This window comes from Acinetobacter sp. CAU_H_29a_1 (genome assembly GCF_058599505.1).
In genome coordinates this window covers 1,723,241-1,738,355 of record NZ_CM178655.1, presented here as the reverse complement: position 1 = coordinate 1,738,355, position 15,115 = coordinate 1,723,241, and the positions used below count along the sequence as shown (strand labels likewise).

Below are 15,115 nucleotides of genomic sequence, written 5' to 3'. Positions count from 1 at the left end.
TGCCATTTGTAAGGTAAAGGGGGGCAATTTTAGAATGCCGTTGACAACGGCAAAGCTGTAGTAATGGCATAGATACACCTTGCAGCGACAAACTAGGTGTCAAAGCTGGGTAAGTGAATTACTAGACTTCACTGTATTTAGTTCTCAATTTTAAATTTTATTAAAGGAAGTATGAAAATCATACTTCCTTTTCAATCTGCTTCACAATAAAACTTTAGAGTTGAAGCAACAGATCAAATCTAAATCAGATTTGAAAAATAATTACGGTGGATACTGTCCTGTGGTAATAACTCTAATAAACGCTGTACCGCATCAATTCGGTCATGTGTTTGCCCAATAATTCTTAATAATTGATCGATATCCTTTATTTGATAGATCAACTGGCTTAAACGGGCATCAAAACAATGTCTCCAAGTGCTGAGTAAAGGGCTTTCTGATTTAGAGAGAAAGCTACCTTTATATAGCGAGAATGTACTGGAAATAAGATTTGCATTTAATGATTGTTCAGCACTTAAAAAATCACATTGGACTTCACAGCTAAGCCTATAAATCCGAGGCTCAATTGAATGAGGTAATAGGCTACGAAGTTGTGAAAGCTCAGCCTTTAGGGTTTTTAAGCTGACACTACGCTCACCATAAAGGGCATAGTGTAACTCTTCTAAACCAATGCCATGGGGGTGCAAAGCTAAAATGCAAAGTATTTCAATTTGACGGTGACTCAAGTTCAAGGTATGCCCATTAAATTGAACCCAAGGCGAGCCTAGCGCCTTAATGTATAAAAAATTCTGCTGTTCAAACTTTATGGCTCGTTGTATTAAATCCGCACAGCGTTCAACTGCAAGCAGCCCCAAAGGAGTATGTTTTTTATATTTTGTGGAAAGGTTAATAATGCCATGAAATTGCCCTGATGTCGGATCCCAGATCGGCGCGGCATAACAAACCCAATCTCGAACACTGTCCATTTGGTTTTCATGAGAATAGACACAACTTGATATTTGGCTGTTTAAAGTCATACCTATCGCATTGGTCCCAACAGCCTGTGTAGACCAATGCCCACCCTCAATAAAATGAACCTGTTCGGCAGAAGAAAGCATTACAGAACTACTCCATGTCCATAAGAGAGTACCTTGATGATCTGTGAGACCAATCGCCATATCTGAATCATCAGCTATTTTGAGTAAGTCGGCATAATTATGTTGGATAGAGCGGCGAAATAAAGAAGTTTTATCTTCTGGAGGTAAGGCTAAAACAGGAGCGGCATGAACAGTATGTTGATTAATTAAATGGGTTGTTTGCAGATTTTTTGCAGATGCGGTATTGAACAGGTTCATATCATATTCCTTTATGATCAGACTGTAATATTTTTAAATTTTAGAAATGAGTTTCCAAATTTATAGTCATTTACGTCATTTCTTCTTGCTTCAATTTTAAATGCTTTTATCTTTGCTTGGTTAAATCATATCTTTTGGCTTTACCAGTCCTTGAGTTACTTTAAAAGTGTTCTTATGAGCTGAAAATGGCTATTTCCATCTGAAATGTTAATAAACGTAAATAGGATGAAAATTCATTCGCTCATGTAAGGGCTAGGCACAGCTTCACCATGATACTGACGGTCTGCAAAATAACTTGATCGTACTAATGGCGCACTCCAAATATTTTTAAACGCTAAGCGCTCTCCATGTGTTTGATAATGCTTAAACTCTTGCAACGTAACAAAACGATGAATTGGCGCATGAGATTTAGATGGCTGTAAGTATTGACCGATTGTGACATAGTCCACTTGATAATCTTTCAAATCATTTAATAACACAATAACCTCAGCCTCGACTTCTCCTAAACCTACCATCAAACCACATTTCGTTGGAATTTCAGAACAGTAGTGTTTAAATTTTTTGAGTAAATCCAATGAGTGCTTATAGTCAGCGCCTGGTCGCATGGCTTTATACAGACGTGGAACGGTTTCAATATTATGATTAAAAACATCGGGTGGGTTTTGGCTCAGAATCTTCAGGGCAATATCTGCACGACCACGAAAATCAGGAACCAAAATTTCTATCAGAGTTTCTGGACTGGTTTGACGAATTTCTCGAATGCAATCTGCAAAATGCTGTGCGCCACCATCTTTTAAGTCGTCTCGATCAACAGAAGTAATCACGACATACTTTAAGTTTAGATTCTTGACTGTTTCAGCCAGATGCTTTGGCTCATTAGGATCTAGGATATTAGGACGACCATGTGCGACATCACAGAATGGACAGCGGCGAGTACAAATATCTCCCATGATCATAAACGTTGCAGTCCCTCCGCTAAAGCATTGTGGCAAATTAGGGCAGGCCGCTTCTTCACAAACCGTATGTAGTTTCTGTTGTCGTAATAAATCCTTAATGATTTGAACTTCCTCAGGTTGACTAATTTTACTCCGAATCCATTCTGGCTTTTTCGGTGTCGTTTCTGTTGGAACAACTTTAATTGGAATACGCGCCATTTTTTCAGCGCCACGTAGCTTTTTTCCAGTTAATACTGTGTTATTTAAATCCATTACAAACACTCCATCATTTAAAATAATTAATATAGATCCCGATATTAAATAAGCTCTTTTAGGTGCTTTAATAATATTAAAACAGTGCAAAAAACTTATCATATAAAATAAAGGTTGGTTAAAGGTTTGTTTTCATAAGTGATTGAACCATTGTAAAATTTTAAAAAATTTTTAAGTTCATAACCTTCTGTTTTTAATATTTTTCCCATCTCTTAATGCATTATATTTTTTTAGTCTAATATGAAATTAAATAAAAATATATTTATATAAATATACGGTTTAAAAATCCAACCATTAATTTTTGGATTTTCTTTTAAGCGTAGTTAATAAGGAACAAAGATATGCAATTAACGGAAGAGCAATTGCTAGCAGCATACAAAAGAATGCGCGACATTCGTGAATTTGAGGATCGACTTCACGATGAAAATAATACAGGTGATATTCCCGGTTTCATCCATTTATATAGCGGTGAGGAAGCTATTGCCGTAGGGATCTGTGAAAATTTAACAGACAAGGACTTCATTACATCAACGCATCGTGGTCATGGACATTGTATTGCTAAGGGCTGTGACATTCACGCCATGATGTTAGAAATTTTTGGCAAAGATGATGGTTTGTGTCGTGGTAAAGGCGGCTCAATGCACATTGCGGACTTAGATAAAGGCATGCTTGGTGCAAACGGTATTGTGGGTGGTGGTCCACCTTTAGCGATTGGTGCTGCTTTAAGTGCCAAAACACTCAAGAATGGGGGTATTGGTCTGTCATTTACCGGTGATGGCGGGTCAAATCAGGGCTTAACTTTTGAAGCCATTAATATGGCTGTCGTGTTAAAGCTCCCTGTCATTTTTGTTTTTGAAAATAACGGTTTTGGTGAAGGTACTGCACATGACTATGCCGTAGGCAGTAAAGACATTGCAGGTCGAGCGGCAGGTTTTGGCTTACCTGCTGAAAAAGTAGATGGAACAGACTTTTTTGCTGTGTATGAAGTTGCACAAAAAGCCATTGAACGTGCCCGCTGTGGTGAAGGTCCGAGTGTGATTGAAACGGTAACCAACCGTTTTTATGGACATTTTGAAGGTGATCCGGGGCTTATTCGTTCCAAAGAAGAACTGGATTATGTCAAAGAACATAAAGACCCATTGAAAATATTCCGTGAAAAAGTCAAGGATAAAATTGACGAAGCCAAACTGGATGCGATTGATGCCCAGTCTAAAGCCAATGTAGACGATGCCGTTGCAAAAGCACGCGCAGCTAAGTACCCAGAAGTCTCTCAGTTACTTACTGATGTTTACGTCTCTTACTAAAGGAATAGTAGAAAAATGCCAAATAAAAGTTATCGAAACGCGATTAAAGAAGCAATTGAATTAGAAATGCGCCGAGATCCGAGTGTCATTGTGGTCGGTGAAGATGTTCGTGGTGGGCATGGTGGCAAAAATACCGATGACAATAAACTGGAAGGTTTTGGCGGTGTACTTGGTGTAACCAAAGGCTTATGGACTGAATTTGGTTCTGAACGAGTCATTGATACTCCAATTACAGAATCAGCGATTATTGGTATGGCGGCAGGTGCTGCTGCAACGGGTTTAAGACCTGTGGCAGATTTAATGTTTATGGATTTTTACGGCGTGTGTTATGACATGCTGTATAACCAAGCAGCTAAATTTCGCTACATGTTTGGCGGCAAAGCCAAAGCGCCACTCGTTGTACGTGGCATGATCGGTGCAGGTTTTTCCGCAGCAGCGCAGCATTCTCAGTCGCCATATAACGTGTTTGCCTCAGTGCCAGGCTTAAAAGTGGTGGTGCCTTCGAGCGCATATGATGTGAAAGGGTTGTTGATTCAAGCCATTCGAGATGACGACCCAGTAGTCTTTTGTGAACACAAGTTGTTGTACGACATTAAGGGCGAAGTGCCAGATGAGTCCTACACTATTCCTTTTGGTGTCGCAAATTACACCCGTGAAGGCACAGATATCACCATTATTGCCTTAAGTTTGATGGTGCATCGTGCCAATGAAGTCGCTGATAAGCTCGCAAAAGAAGGCATTTCGGTTGAAGTGGTTGACCCTCGAACCATTTCGCCATTAGATGAAGACGGTATTTTAGAGTCAGTAGCTTCAACAGGTCGTGTGGTGATTGTAGATGAATCAGCAGCACGTTGTGGTTTCGGACATGATGTGGCTGCGCTTATTGCCCAGAAAGGCTTTCATTATCTTAAAGCACCAATCGAATTAGTCACTCCACCACACTCACCCGTACCATTTTCACCAGTATTAGAAAAAGAATGGCTACCAAGTGTAGAACGCATCGAACAGGCTGTACGCAAGACGTTGGAGGCTTAGGATGAGCGAAATTAAAACTTTAGAAATCCCAAAATGGGGTTTGTCCATGGAAGAGGGTACGATTGCCCAATGGCTGATTCAGGAAGGTACCCAATTTAGTAAAGGACAGGAAATTTGTGAAATTGAAACCACAAAAATCGTCAATGTATTGGAGGCACCTTTTGATGGCCTGCTACGAAAAATTATTGCTAAAGATGGTGACACTCTGGTCGTAGGTGGAGTTATTGCAATTTGTGCAGACGCTCAAGTTTCAGATACAGAAGTTGAAGCATTTGCACAGTCCTTAGGTGGAACACCTGCTGTAACAGAAAATAAAGCGGTAGCAGCGGTTCCTGAAAAAGTAGCTGTAGCTCAAGTTGAAACCAAAGTGCAAGCTGCTCCTAAACAGAACAGTGTTGGTAATGGATCAAAAGCGGTGACTCAGGGCGGATATTCTATTCCTGCTGCGTTACAAGGCTACCAACAAAGCGATGATATTTTTGCAACGCCACATGCCTTGAAATTGGCTGAAAAGCATAATGTAAACTTGTCTCAGATTACGGGTTCTGGACGTGAAGGTCGTATTAGTGTTCAAGATATTCAGACCGCAGTTCAAGCTGCTGGTGGTTCTTGGCCAGATGTGCGTCATCAAGCCAGTACCAAAGCCGCGAAATCTAAAGCAGATGATAGTGATGTTCTAGCGACACCTGTTGCCCGCCGTTTGGCAAGACAATGGGGCATTAATTTGCATGATTGTCGTGCATCGGGTTCACGTGGACGAGTCTGTAAGGAAGATGTTGAAGCTGTATATCAACGTGAAAACCCTGTACAAGCTCAACATGCTGATCATGCGCATCCAGCAGAGTCCGCAAAATTCACTACTGTAGCTATGAATGGTATGCGTAAAGCAATTGCTTCGCGCTTACAGGCTGCGAAACGCAATGCACCACATTTTCGCTTAACGATAGACTTAAATGTTGAGTCGGTTCAGGCTTTGCGTCAGCAAATTAACAGTACCGTACCGCAAGTCAAGCTGTCCATTAACGATATGCTGATTAAAGCTGCTGCTGCCGCACTGATCAAAGTTCCACAGGTCAATGTTCAGTTTGATGAAGAAAATCAGCAGATTTTACAGTTTGAACAGGCTGATATTTCGGTTGCTGTGGCCATCGAAAATGGACTGATCACGCCAATTATTAAATCAGCGAACCGTAAATCTTTGGCGCAAATTTCCAATGATATGCGCGATCTGGCGACACGTGCCAAAACTGGAAAACTAGCACCTGATGAGTTTCAAGGTGGCAGTTTCAGTATTTCCAATTTGGGAATGCTGGGTATTCAACAGTTTGATGCCATTATTAACCCACCTCAAGGTGCAATTCTGGCCTTAGGTGCAGCAGAGAAACGTGCTGTCGTTGAAAATGATGAGATTGTTGTTCGTGAAATGGTGACCGCAACATTGTCTTGTGATCATCGTGTCATTGATGGTGCGTTGGGTGCTCAATTCTTATCGGCATTTAAGCAGTTTGTCGAAAATCCTGCATTAATTTTGGTGTAGGAGGAATAGTCATGTCAGATACACAATTTGATCTTGTGGTTATTGGTGCTGGTCCTGGAGGATATGTCGCTGCGATTCGCGCAGCGCAACTGGGATTAAAAACGGCAATCGTTGAAAAACAACACTTAGGCGGAGTATGTCTTAATTGGGGATGCATTCCAACCAAGGCATTATTGAGCGGGGCTGTGCTTGCGCAGCAGTTCAAACATGCAGGGCAGTTTGGCTTTACGCTTAACGCGATTGATTTTGATATTCAAAAACTGGTCCATCATAGCAGACAGGTTTCTGAACAACTGGTGCAAGGTATCGGTCAACTATTGAAAAAAAATCAAATCACTGTTTTTAACGCAGTAGCCCAGTTTATTGCCAAAGAGCGATTAGAGCTTACAGATGCGAATGGTCAAAAACAGCAGATTTCTGCACCGCATATTATTGTCGCAACAGGTGCACGTGCGGCCAATTTGCCTCATATTCCTGTAGATGGCCATCAGGTCTGGAGTTATAAAGAGGCTTTAGTTCCAGAACAATTACCAAAATCTTTACTGGTCATTGGTTCGGGGGCTATAGGCAGTGAGTTTGCAAGCCTATACCAAGACTTAGGCTGCCAAGTCACCTTGGTTGATATTGCCAAGCAGATTCTCCCTAGCGAAGACATTGAGGTTGCGAAGTATGTACAAAAGCAATTTGAACAGCAGGGTATGCAGGTTTTAACCGAAGCGACTGTAAAAAAAATAGAAACTGATCAGGCTCAAGTACATTGTCATATTGAAACTGCCACAGGTGTGCAAATAATTACTGTTGAAAAGGTGCTTTCAGCTATTGGCGTGAAACCGAATGCTGAAAATCTTGGCCTAGAAGCTTTGGGAATTGAATTTGAGAATGGTTTTATTAAAGTCGACTCATGGTGTAAAACCAATGTAGTGGGCATTTATGCAATTGGTGATGTCGCAGGTGCACCGTGTTTGGCACACAAAGCCAGTCATGAAGCCATTCTTTGTGTGGAGAAAATTGCAGGCCTAAGTCATGTACATGCTTTAGATCGTACACAAATTCCGGGCTGTATCTTTACCCATCCACAAGTGGCCAGTATTGGTTTGACAGAACAGAAAGCGAAAGCTGCGGGCTTGAATATCAATGTGGGTAAGTTTCCTTTACAAGCGAATGGTAAAGCATTGGCTTTGGGCGATAGCGCAGGATTTGTTAAAACCATTTTTAGTCAGGAAACAGGTGAATTGTTGGGTGCTCACATGGTTGGACATGAAGTCACCGAACACATTCAAGGGTTTGCCATCGCGAAATACCTAGAAGCTACAGATGAAAGCTTAGCGCAGGTCATTTTCCCTCATCCTACTTTGTCTGAGGCGATGCATGAGTCGGTCTTGTCGGCGATGCAACGTGCAATCCATATTTAAGGAGTCGCAACATGCCTAGAGGTTTAAACAATAAAGTTGCATTAATTACGGGTGCGGCACAAGGTATTGGACGCGGTATTGCCTTACGTTTAGCACAAGAAGGTGTTCATATTGGATTGGTCGATCTTCACCAAGAAAAGTTAAATACTGTTCAACAAGAGGTTGAAGCCTTTGGCGTAAAAGCCACCACATTTATTGCGGATATTTCAGATCCAATACAAATCAGTGACGCTATTAATCATGCAGAATCGACACTTAATGGTTTTGATATCATGATTAATAATGCAGGTATTGCACAAGTCAAAGCTTTGGCAGAAGTAACGCCGAGTGAATTTAACCAAATTATGAACATCAATGTCGGTGGTGTACTTTGGGGGATTCAAGCCGCAGCAAATAAATTTAAACAACGCCAACAGGCTGGAAAAATTATTAATGCGTGCTCAATAGCAGGCCATGAAGGTTTTGCTTTACTCGGTGTTTATTCAGCAACTAAATTTGCAGTTCGTGCATTGACGCAAGCTGCGGCTAAAGAATATGCCAGTGCTAAAATTACTGTAAATAGTTATTGTCCGGGTGTTGTTGGTACAGACATGTGGGTCGAAATAGATCAGCGGTTCTCTGAAATTACAGGCGCACCAATTGGTCAAACGTATAAAAAATATGTAGATGGTATTGCTTTAGGACGTGCTGAAACACCAGATGACGTGGCTGCATTAGTTGCATTTTTAGCCAGCGAGGATGCAAACTATATTACAGGTCAGTCTATTTTGACAGATGGTGGAATGGTTTACCGTTAATATCAACATAAGGAATACACAATGAAAGCAGCTAGTTTTTATGATCGAGGGGATATTCGAATTGAAGATATCCCTGAACCGAAAGTACTTCCAGGCACAGTTGGAATTCAAGTTGCATGGTGCGGTATTTGCGGTACAGATTTACATGAATTCATGGAAGGCCCTATTTTTATTCCACCTTGTGGTCACCCACATCCAATTTCGGGAGAATCTGCACCTGTAACAATGGGACATGAATTTTCAGGCGTAGTTTATGCAGTTGGTGAGGGTGTAGACGATATCCAAATTGGACAACATGTCGTAGTTGAACCCTATATTATTGCGGATGATGTCCCGACTGGCCCCAATGATAAGTATCATTTATCAAAAAATATGAACTTTATTGGTTTAGGCGGACGCGGTGGTGGTCTTTCTGAAAAAATTGCAGTTCAGCGGCGTTGGGTACATCCTATTTCAAATGATATTCCTTTAGACCAAGCAGCATTGATAGAACCTTTATCTGTCGGTCATCATGCCTATGTCAGAAGTGGCGCAAAAGCTGGCGATATCGCACTGGTTGGTGGAGCAGGCCCAATAGGCTTACTTTTATCTGCTATTTTAAAGGCTAAAGGTCTCACGGTCATCATTACTGAACTGAGTGCAAAACGTAAAGAAAAAGCGATAGAAGCGGGTGTTGCCGATTATGTACTAGACCCATCTAAGGTTGATGTAGTTGCTGAGGTAATGAAAATTACAGAAGACCGCGGTGTAGATGTCGCTTTTGAATGTAGTAGTGTCAATAAAGTCATGGATACACTCGTTGCAGCAATGAAACCAACTGGTGTAGTCGTTATCGTTTCTATTTGGAGCCATCCTGCCACAATTAATGTGCATAGTGTGGTGATGAAAGAGCTAGATATTCGTGGCACGATTGCTTATGTAAATGATCATCAGGAAACTATCCGTTTAGTCGAGCAAGGTAAGATTAATCTAGAACCTTTTATTACCCAACGTATTGCATTAGATGATCTTGTTTCTAAAGGCTTTGAAACGTTGATTCATAATAATGAATCGGCTGTAAAAATTATTGTTCATCCATAGTAAAGCCTAATTTGAACGACTAATTTGAATAAACTAGAAATAAACTCTATGTAGCTATTTCTAATATCTTTATAGATAGGGAATGAGTCTGTACGTACAGATTCATTCTCAAATTTACAGTGTTGAGTGCCAGTATGATTTTGATCATACAGCCTAGTAAAGATAGAAAATAAGTTTTTAAATAAACCATAGGGATATAGACTAAATTTTGCCAGGAGAGTGATGGCAGTCCACCACTAATTAAAAGGTGTCTACAAAATCATTGGCTATTCAATAATTTTAGTTTACTGTTTGGTATAAAATATTATGCTGAGTTTTGATAGCTACGATTTTTGTTTGGCTTTTTGACGTAAGACATACAAATATAAGCTTTCAACTTTTTCACGTGCCCATGGTGTGGTACGTAAAAACCGTAATGATGACTTAACACTTGGATCTATACAAAAACATCTAATTTCAATTTTACGACTTAAGCCTTCAATGAAGAGGTTGTTATGATTTCAAATGTTTTAATTTTAAAAAACCACTAGTGTAAAATGGTTTGATGTGAGGGGTATGTATTTTTATAAAGTTGAGTTTTTTGAATTTTAACATGTTAAATATATTTTACTATCTTAATTTTTTTTGTTTTTTATAGTGCTAATTATTTGAAAGTGTAAATTATTAACTTGAGGGTGGTTTGGTTGTAATTATGGGTTCGGATAAGTTGGTGGTTTAAATTGTTTAATTTTATTGAAATAAAGACCTAATATGGCTGAATAATATATTGGTTATATCGAAATGTTTAAAGTATCGAGTTGTTAGTTAAATTAATTATCTACTACTTTTAGAAGAATTCTTTAGAGGTGTTAAATGAGTCAAGGTTTGGATGAAATAGAGGTACGTCTTACTATAGAAGAAGACTGGGAAATTCTTAAAACAGTTCGTTTGGAGTCACTTCTAGATAGTCCCGATGTTTTTTCTGCCACTTATGCCATTGTTGAGAAATATAGTGAATCTGAATGGCGTGATAGGGCTGCGCATAAAACTAAATATCAATATATTTTAGCAATCAAAGATACCCAAGCTATTGGGATTGTTGGCGGGATACAAAATTCAGCTCATGATTTTAACTTAGTGGCGATGTGGGTAAATCCTAAATTTCGTGGAAAGGGAATTGCAGATATTTTGATCTCTACTATTAAGGAGCTAGCGATTTCTAAAGGGCACAATAGGATTGTATTAAGTGTATCACCTGGAAACTCTAGAGCTGTTGATGTTTATTCTAGACATGGTTTTGTTTTTATATCTGAGTGGGAGGTTTTACCACTTAGTTCTGGTGAAAAAAATCAAAAAATGGAATGTTCCGCATTATTTTAATTTGCATTAGGAACTGGTCAAAAATCAAAATGTGCAAGATTATATTCTACTATTTAGTAGGTGAATATGTTGAGTACTATTAAATTAATTTTGGAAGTATAATTAATGAAGTCATTAATTAAAAATTCAACTAATTTTTTTCCTCTTTCATTTGAACAAGAGCAATTTCTGTCCAAGGAGGAGGTCAAATGTGTTAATGAATTTAATAATATATCTGCGATGACTCGACTAATTGGGCAAGTTCAAATACCAGAGATGCTAGCTGCCTTGAATGAAATTGTGCGTCGTCATGAGATATTTCGTACCACATTTAATATATCTGACCAGTTTTTAGTACAAACCATTGCAGCACAATCCTTTAATCATTTCCTGATTCATGCTCTTAAAATTATGATTTATCTCACTTTTAATTGTTTTATTGGCTTTTGAAAAGTTATTTATAATTTTTTTCTTTATTGTCATATATTTATTCAAGTTTTCTTTAATTTTTTGAATTTCTTTTAACGTGAGTTGTGGTTGTGATTGGATGCTTAAGTATTCATCAATCAAAAAGTTGTAAAACTTTAGAAAGGATCTAATTCTATGACCAATTGTTGTGTAATTGGTATGGTCTGTATTTCTTAGCCGAATAAGATTGCTATCAACTTTTTTATTATTTTCTAAATAGACAATGAAATTATCAATTTCACCTTGAATGATCTCAAAATTGTAGGATGTCGAGTAGAACGACTCACAAAAGGATGTTGAAAACTTTTCATGCCAAAATTCATACCAAAATTTTATTGCGATTAAATCTGCATGCTGTGTGGATATGCTTTGAAATCTAAGGAATTTCATTGTGTACAGCATAGGGTACAAACATGGACAAGATGAATTTAGATCAAATAAAAGAATAATTTGATTTTCGTTTGAGACTTTCTTTTCTAAATGAATTGTTTTTAAAGCAAACATAGTAAAGTTTATGAAGTATTCTCAAGGTAAACATATCATATTTTATAAGTGAAATCTCTGTACACGACAAATTTCACAGAACCCTTATCCTATCAGGATTCTGCTTTCTTAAAATTGCCAAAATTTCCTTAAACTCTTCTTTTTTCCCAAAACCAATTAAACGCTGAATCGCCATTTGAACATAGTCTAAACCATAGCGAAATAAACTCATTGAGAGTCGTCCATGCTTCTTTATTTTTATCGCTTTTTTTTGATCATGTTGCCATTCACCCGTTAAGTAACACCAACAGAAGCTTATAGCTAACACCGCAATCAATTTTTTCACTCGTCTAGGGTCTGTCAAGCGCGTATTTTCAAGATTAAACCCGCGTCCTTTGAGACAACTGAATAAGGTTTCAATTTCCCAGCGTAATGCATAATCCTGAATAGCATTGGCATTAAACTGAGGAGAAACGACGAGTAAAAGCTCTCCATTTTCTAACTGTAGTGCACTTATATATAGTTTCACCCGACCAACCAAAATCCGTCGTTTACGACATTCAATTTGACCAACTTTAAGATGGCGAAATAAATCACTAATTTTATGATTCTTTCCTAAATGATTGGTGACAATGAAGTTTTTTTAACACGAATGCAGAAGTTGATGTCTTGTTCAATTAACCATGTAAACCACTGCTCACCGATAAACTCTCTGTCTGCGAACACATTCACAACACGGTCTTTACCAAAAATGGCTATAAAGCGTTGAATCAAAGCAATACGCTCTTTCGTATCTGAATTTCCACGTTTATTAAGCAATGTCCAAAGGATAGGTATCGCTATTCCACGATAAACGATTGCGAGCATCAGGATATTAATATTTCGTTTTCCCCATTTCCAATTGGTTCTATCTAAAGTCAGTTGCACTTGGTCGAATGAAAACATATTGAAAATCAACTGAGAAATTTGACGATAATCAAAATACTGACCTGCAAAGAAGCGCTGCATACGTCGATAAAATGATTGTGGTAAGCACTTGATGGGCAAGGCTTTAGATGCAGAAGAAAGATTACATGTTTGCTTTAAAATAATCACAAGCATGATGAGCGCAAAGCACTTTAAATGTGACTTGTTCCATTTTAGAGATTTGTTTAAGATAAGATATAACTCATTGAGATGTGTCATAGTATTCGTCGTTAGAAAACAATTATTGTGACATTATTTCAATGAGTTATCTATTTTTGTCGTGTACAGAGAAGTGAAATAGAAATCACTTAAGTTATTGAATTTTGGTTTAAGTAAGAAGGATATGAAGTTATGGTTAGGTGTATCGGATTTAACATAATATACATTATACGCAATATAAGTGTTAGAACCCATTTAAAGTGTCTATATTCTCACCAATAAAAATGTCTAGTTTATGATGGCTTAAACATCATGGACTGGATATGAAATATAGATGCTGATCACTATGTCTGACAAAGAAATTCAACGTCTTGCAGTTCTGCAAGACGTTCGAGATTATCGTATTACACAAGTCCGTGCTGCTGAAATCCTTAATCTTTCAACCCGTCAAATTACCCGGTTATTACAGAAGCTCAATCAAGATGGTGTTTCAGGTATGGCGCATGCCAGTCGTGGTCAACCTGGCCATCGTCGCCATGATGATTTATTAAAATCAAAATGTCTTTCCATTATTTCTGAACATCTGCTGGGATTTGGACCTACCTTGGCCCATGAGAAGCTCAGCAGCATGTTTGACCTGAATATCCCGGTAGAAACGCTTCGGCGCTGGATGACTGCAAATGACCTCTGGATTCCACGATCCAAGCGCCTTAAACGTCCATATCAGCCACGTTATAACCGGGATTGCTTCGGTGAGCTAATCCAGATTGATGGCTCATATCATGACTGGTTCGAAGGACGCGCTGCTAATTGCTCGGTCATTGGACTTTCAATAATGCCTTCTTGAAGTGCGCTGGTGAAATAAAAGCCACGGAAAACAGGTTTAAATTGATAAGGGTTATCTTCAAACAGCGTGCCAATAAATGTCTTTAATGCAGGCTTTAAGCTTTTAAACTCTAAAGGAAATGTCATGACACTTGGAGAAATATTCTGCGAGTGTCGGCGGCTGAGATGTGTCGTACTGACGCCTTTTAAACCGTCATATAAGATGGAATAGTGTTTTTCAAACAATTCAACAGCATTATTGGCCCCATCGGTTGTATAAGGCAGTGTTGCCCCCCAAACCTGATCAAACTCACCGACTTCATAACATTCAAAAAACTCAGTAAAACCTGCAATCAGATCCATTTTAGAGAAGACCAAATAAACAGGCGAAAAAACTTCTAGGCGCTCAGTGAGATCTTGAATCCGTGCACGTAAATTCTTTGCCAATTTGATCGACTTTTCTGGGCTGTTACTGACCAACTCAGCAATACTGACAATCACGATCAAGCCATTGATTGGTGCTTTTGAGCGGTTTTTTTTCAAAATATTTAAAAAACCTAGCCACTCAAAATGATCTTCCGCATAAACGGAATAACGACCTGCAGTATCTAATAACACGCCTTCTGTTGAAAAAAACCAATCACATTGACGGGTTCCACTTAATCCAGCAGAAACTGATTTTTGATGAGTTTCTTCAAAAGGAAATTTTAAACCTGAGTTATAAATGGCCGAACTTTTACCCGCAGCCGGATTACCAATTACCATATACCATGGCAACTCGTAGAGTGCAGCATTGCCCTTTTTATCCCCCAATTTTGATTTCCGAATCAACTGAATAGATTCTTTCATTTGTTGCTGAATTAAATGAAGTTCATCTTTGTTTTTTTGTTTGCCATATTCCGCATGCGTATCATGTGCAATGGCATCGGCAAGAGCTTCACCTTGTGCAGCATGTCGACGACGTACAATGAGTAAATAAATCCCCCACAGCATCAACCCGACTACATAACAAATCATTAAAGGCTAAAAAAATTTGGCTGGAATGACGTTATGCATGGCCATTAGTGCGACAAAACCCGATATAGCCATAATGGCTTTAGGGTTGCTCACATACTGCCAAACATAACCTAAGACGTTATAAAATAAAGAATTCACAATACTCTCTTATTCTT

The 15,115-nt window shown here is 38.7% G+C and carries 11 protein-coding genes and 4 pseudogenes; 9 read left to right on the top strand and 6 right to left on the bottom strand.

The features are described from left to right. Positions 1-239 precede the first annotated feature (239 nt). Both AC4MDD_RS08570 and lipA read right to left on the bottom strand, forming a co-directional pair. A complete protein-coding gene (locus AC4MDD_RS08570; protein ID WP_004979611.1) occupies positions 240-1,331 on the bottom strand; it encodes a sigma-54-dependent transcriptional regulator family protein in 1,092 nt (363 codons plus the stop codon). Positions 1,332-1,564: 233 nt separating this feature from the next. Then, a complete protein-coding gene (lipA, locus tag AC4MDD_RS08565; protein ID WP_491882561.1) occupies positions 1,565-2,539 on the bottom strand; it encodes a lipoyl synthase in 975 nt (324 codons plus the stop codon). Between the two features lie 341 nt (positions 2,540-2,880). On the opposite strand from lipA, the gene AC4MDD_RS08560 reads away from it, so the two are divergent. The 6 genes from AC4MDD_RS08560 to AC4MDD_RS08535 are packed head-to-tail and all read left to right on the top strand — an operon-like array spanning position 2,881 to position 9,704. Next, positions 2,881-3,843, top strand: coding sequence for a thiamine pyrophosphate-dependent dehydrogenase E1 component subunit alpha (locus AC4MDD_RS08560; protein WP_004979607.1), 963 nt, complete (start codon positions 2,881-2,883; stop codon positions 3,841-3,843). 15 nt (positions 3,844-3,858) lie between these two features. Next, entirely contained in the window at positions 3,859-4,878 is a 1,020-nt protein-coding gene (locus tag AC4MDD_RS08555; protein ID WP_048881927.1) for an alpha-ketoacid dehydrogenase subunit beta, read from the top strand. Between the two features lies 1 nt (position 4,879). Next, entirely contained in the window at positions 4,880-6,415 is a 1,536-nt protein-coding gene (locus AC4MDD_RS08550; RefSeq protein WP_279745063.1) for a dihydrolipoamide acetyltransferase family protein, read from the top strand. An 11-nt stretch (positions 6,416-6,426) separates the two neighbouring features. Continuing rightward, positions 6,427-7,827, top strand: coding sequence for a dihydrolipoyl dehydrogenase (gene lpdA, locus AC4MDD_RS08545; protein ID WP_491882560.1), 1,401 nt, complete (start codon positions 6,427-6,429; stop codon positions 7,825-7,827). An 11-nt stretch (positions 7,828-7,838) separates the two neighbouring features. After that, positions 7,839-8,624 carry an acetoin reductase gene (locus AC4MDD_RS08540; RefSeq protein ID WP_075166716.1) on the top strand — a complete coding sequence of 262 codons (786 nt, stop codon included), beginning with the start codon at positions 7,839-7,841 and terminating at the stop codon, positions 8,622-8,624. A 21-nt stretch (positions 8,625-8,645) separates the two neighbouring features. Next, complete coding sequence (locus AC4MDD_RS08535; RefSeq protein WP_491882559.1) at positions 8,646-9,704, top strand: 2,3-butanediol dehydrogenase; 1,059 nt, start codon at positions 8,646-8,648, stop codon at positions 9,702-9,704. Positions 9,705-10,027: 323 nt separating this feature from the next. Here the strand turns inward: AC4MDD_RS08535 and AC4MDD_RS08530 are convergent. After that, positions 10,028-10,183 (bottom strand): annotated as a pseudogene (locus AC4MDD_RS08530) (VF530 family DNA-binding protein); the annotation flags it as partial. Between the two features lie 373 nt (positions 10,184-10,556). Here AC4MDD_RS08530 and AC4MDD_RS08525 point away from each other — a divergent pair. Both AC4MDD_RS08525 and AC4MDD_RS08520 read left to right on the top strand, forming a co-directional pair. After that, a complete protein-coding gene (locus AC4MDD_RS08525; protein ID WP_004692085.1) occupies positions 10,557-11,063 on the top strand; it encodes a GNAT family N-acetyltransferase in 507 nt (168 codons plus the stop codon). Between the two features lie 105 nt (positions 11,064-11,168). After that, a complete protein-coding gene (locus AC4MDD_RS08520) occupies positions 11,169-11,492 on the top strand; it encodes a condensation domain-containing protein (RefSeq protein ID WP_129556769.1) in 324 nt (107 codons plus the stop codon). Here AC4MDD_RS08520 and AC4MDD_RS08515 read toward each other — a convergent pair. Both AC4MDD_RS08515 and AC4MDD_RS08510 read right to left on the bottom strand, forming a co-directional pair. Then, positions 11,415-12,014, bottom strand: a pseudogene (locus tag AC4MDD_RS08515) (site-specific integrase); the annotation flags it as partial. The gene AC4MDD_RS08520 and the pseudogene AC4MDD_RS08515 overlap by 78 nt on opposite strands. Before the next feature lie 73 nt (positions 12,015-12,087). Then, positions 12,088-13,178, bottom strand: a protein-coding gene (locus AC4MDD_RS08510) for an IS4-like element ISAba1 family transposase (RefSeq protein ID WP_491881637.1) whose coding sequence is annotated in 2 segments (ribosomal slippage) — positions 12,088-12,638 and positions 12,638-13,178 — 1,092 coding nt in all. Because the reading frame shifts where the segments join, the coding sequence is not laid out codon by codon here. Between the two features lie 274 nt (positions 13,179-13,452). Between AC4MDD_RS08510 and AC4MDD_RS08505 the strand changes: the two are divergent. Beyond that, positions 13,453-13,941, top strand: a pseudogene (locus AC4MDD_RS08505) (helix-turn-helix domain-containing protein); the annotation flags it as partial. Here the strand turns inward: AC4MDD_RS08505 and AC4MDD_RS08500 are convergent. Next, a pseudogene (locus AC4MDD_RS08500) lies at positions 13,923-15,098 on the bottom strand (type VI secretion protein IcmF/TssM N-terminal domain-containing protein); the annotation flags it as partial. The pseudogenes AC4MDD_RS08505 and AC4MDD_RS08500 overlap by 19 nt on opposite strands. Positions 15,099-15,115 lie beyond the last annotated feature (17 nt).

Bases quoted from the DNA above. Each gene is read 5' to 3' on its own strand.
- AC4MDD_RS08525 (WP_004692085.1), top strand. From the start codon at position 10,557: ATGAGTCAAGGTTTGGATGAAATAGAGGTACGTCTTACTATAGAAGAA.
- lpdA (WP_491882560.1), top strand. From the start codon at position 6,427: ATGTCAGATACACAATTTGATCTTGTGGTTATTGGTGCTGGTCCTGGA.
- AC4MDD_RS08555 (WP_048881927.1), top strand. From the start codon at position 3,859: ATGCCAAATAAAAGTTATCGAAACGCGATTAAAGAAGCAATTGAATTA.
- AC4MDD_RS08550 (WP_279745063.1), top strand. From the start codon at position 4,880: ATGAGCGAAATTAAAACTTTAGAAATCCCAAAATGGGGTTTGTCCATG.
- AC4MDD_RS08520 (WP_129556769.1), top strand. From the start codon at position 11,169: ATGAAGTCATTAATTAAAAATTCAACTAATTTTTTTCCTCTTTCATTT.
- AC4MDD_RS08570 (WP_004979611.1), bottom strand. From the start codon at position 1,331: ATGAACCTGTTCAATACCGCATCTGCAAAAAATCTGCAAACAACCCAT.
- lipA (WP_491882561.1), bottom strand. From the start codon at position 2,539: ATGGATTTAAATAACACAGTATTAACTGGAAAAAAGCTACGTGGCGCT.
- AC4MDD_RS08540 (WP_075166716.1), top strand. From the start codon at position 7,839: ATGCCTAGAGGTTTAAACAATAAAGTTGCATTAATTACGGGTGCGGCA.
- AC4MDD_RS08560 (WP_004979607.1), top strand. From the start codon at position 2,881: ATGCAATTAACGGAAGAGCAATTGCTAGCAGCATACAAAAGAATGCGC.
- AC4MDD_RS08535 (WP_491882559.1), top strand. From the start codon at position 8,646: ATGAAAGCAGCTAGTTTTTATGATCGAGGGGATATTCGAATTGAAGAT.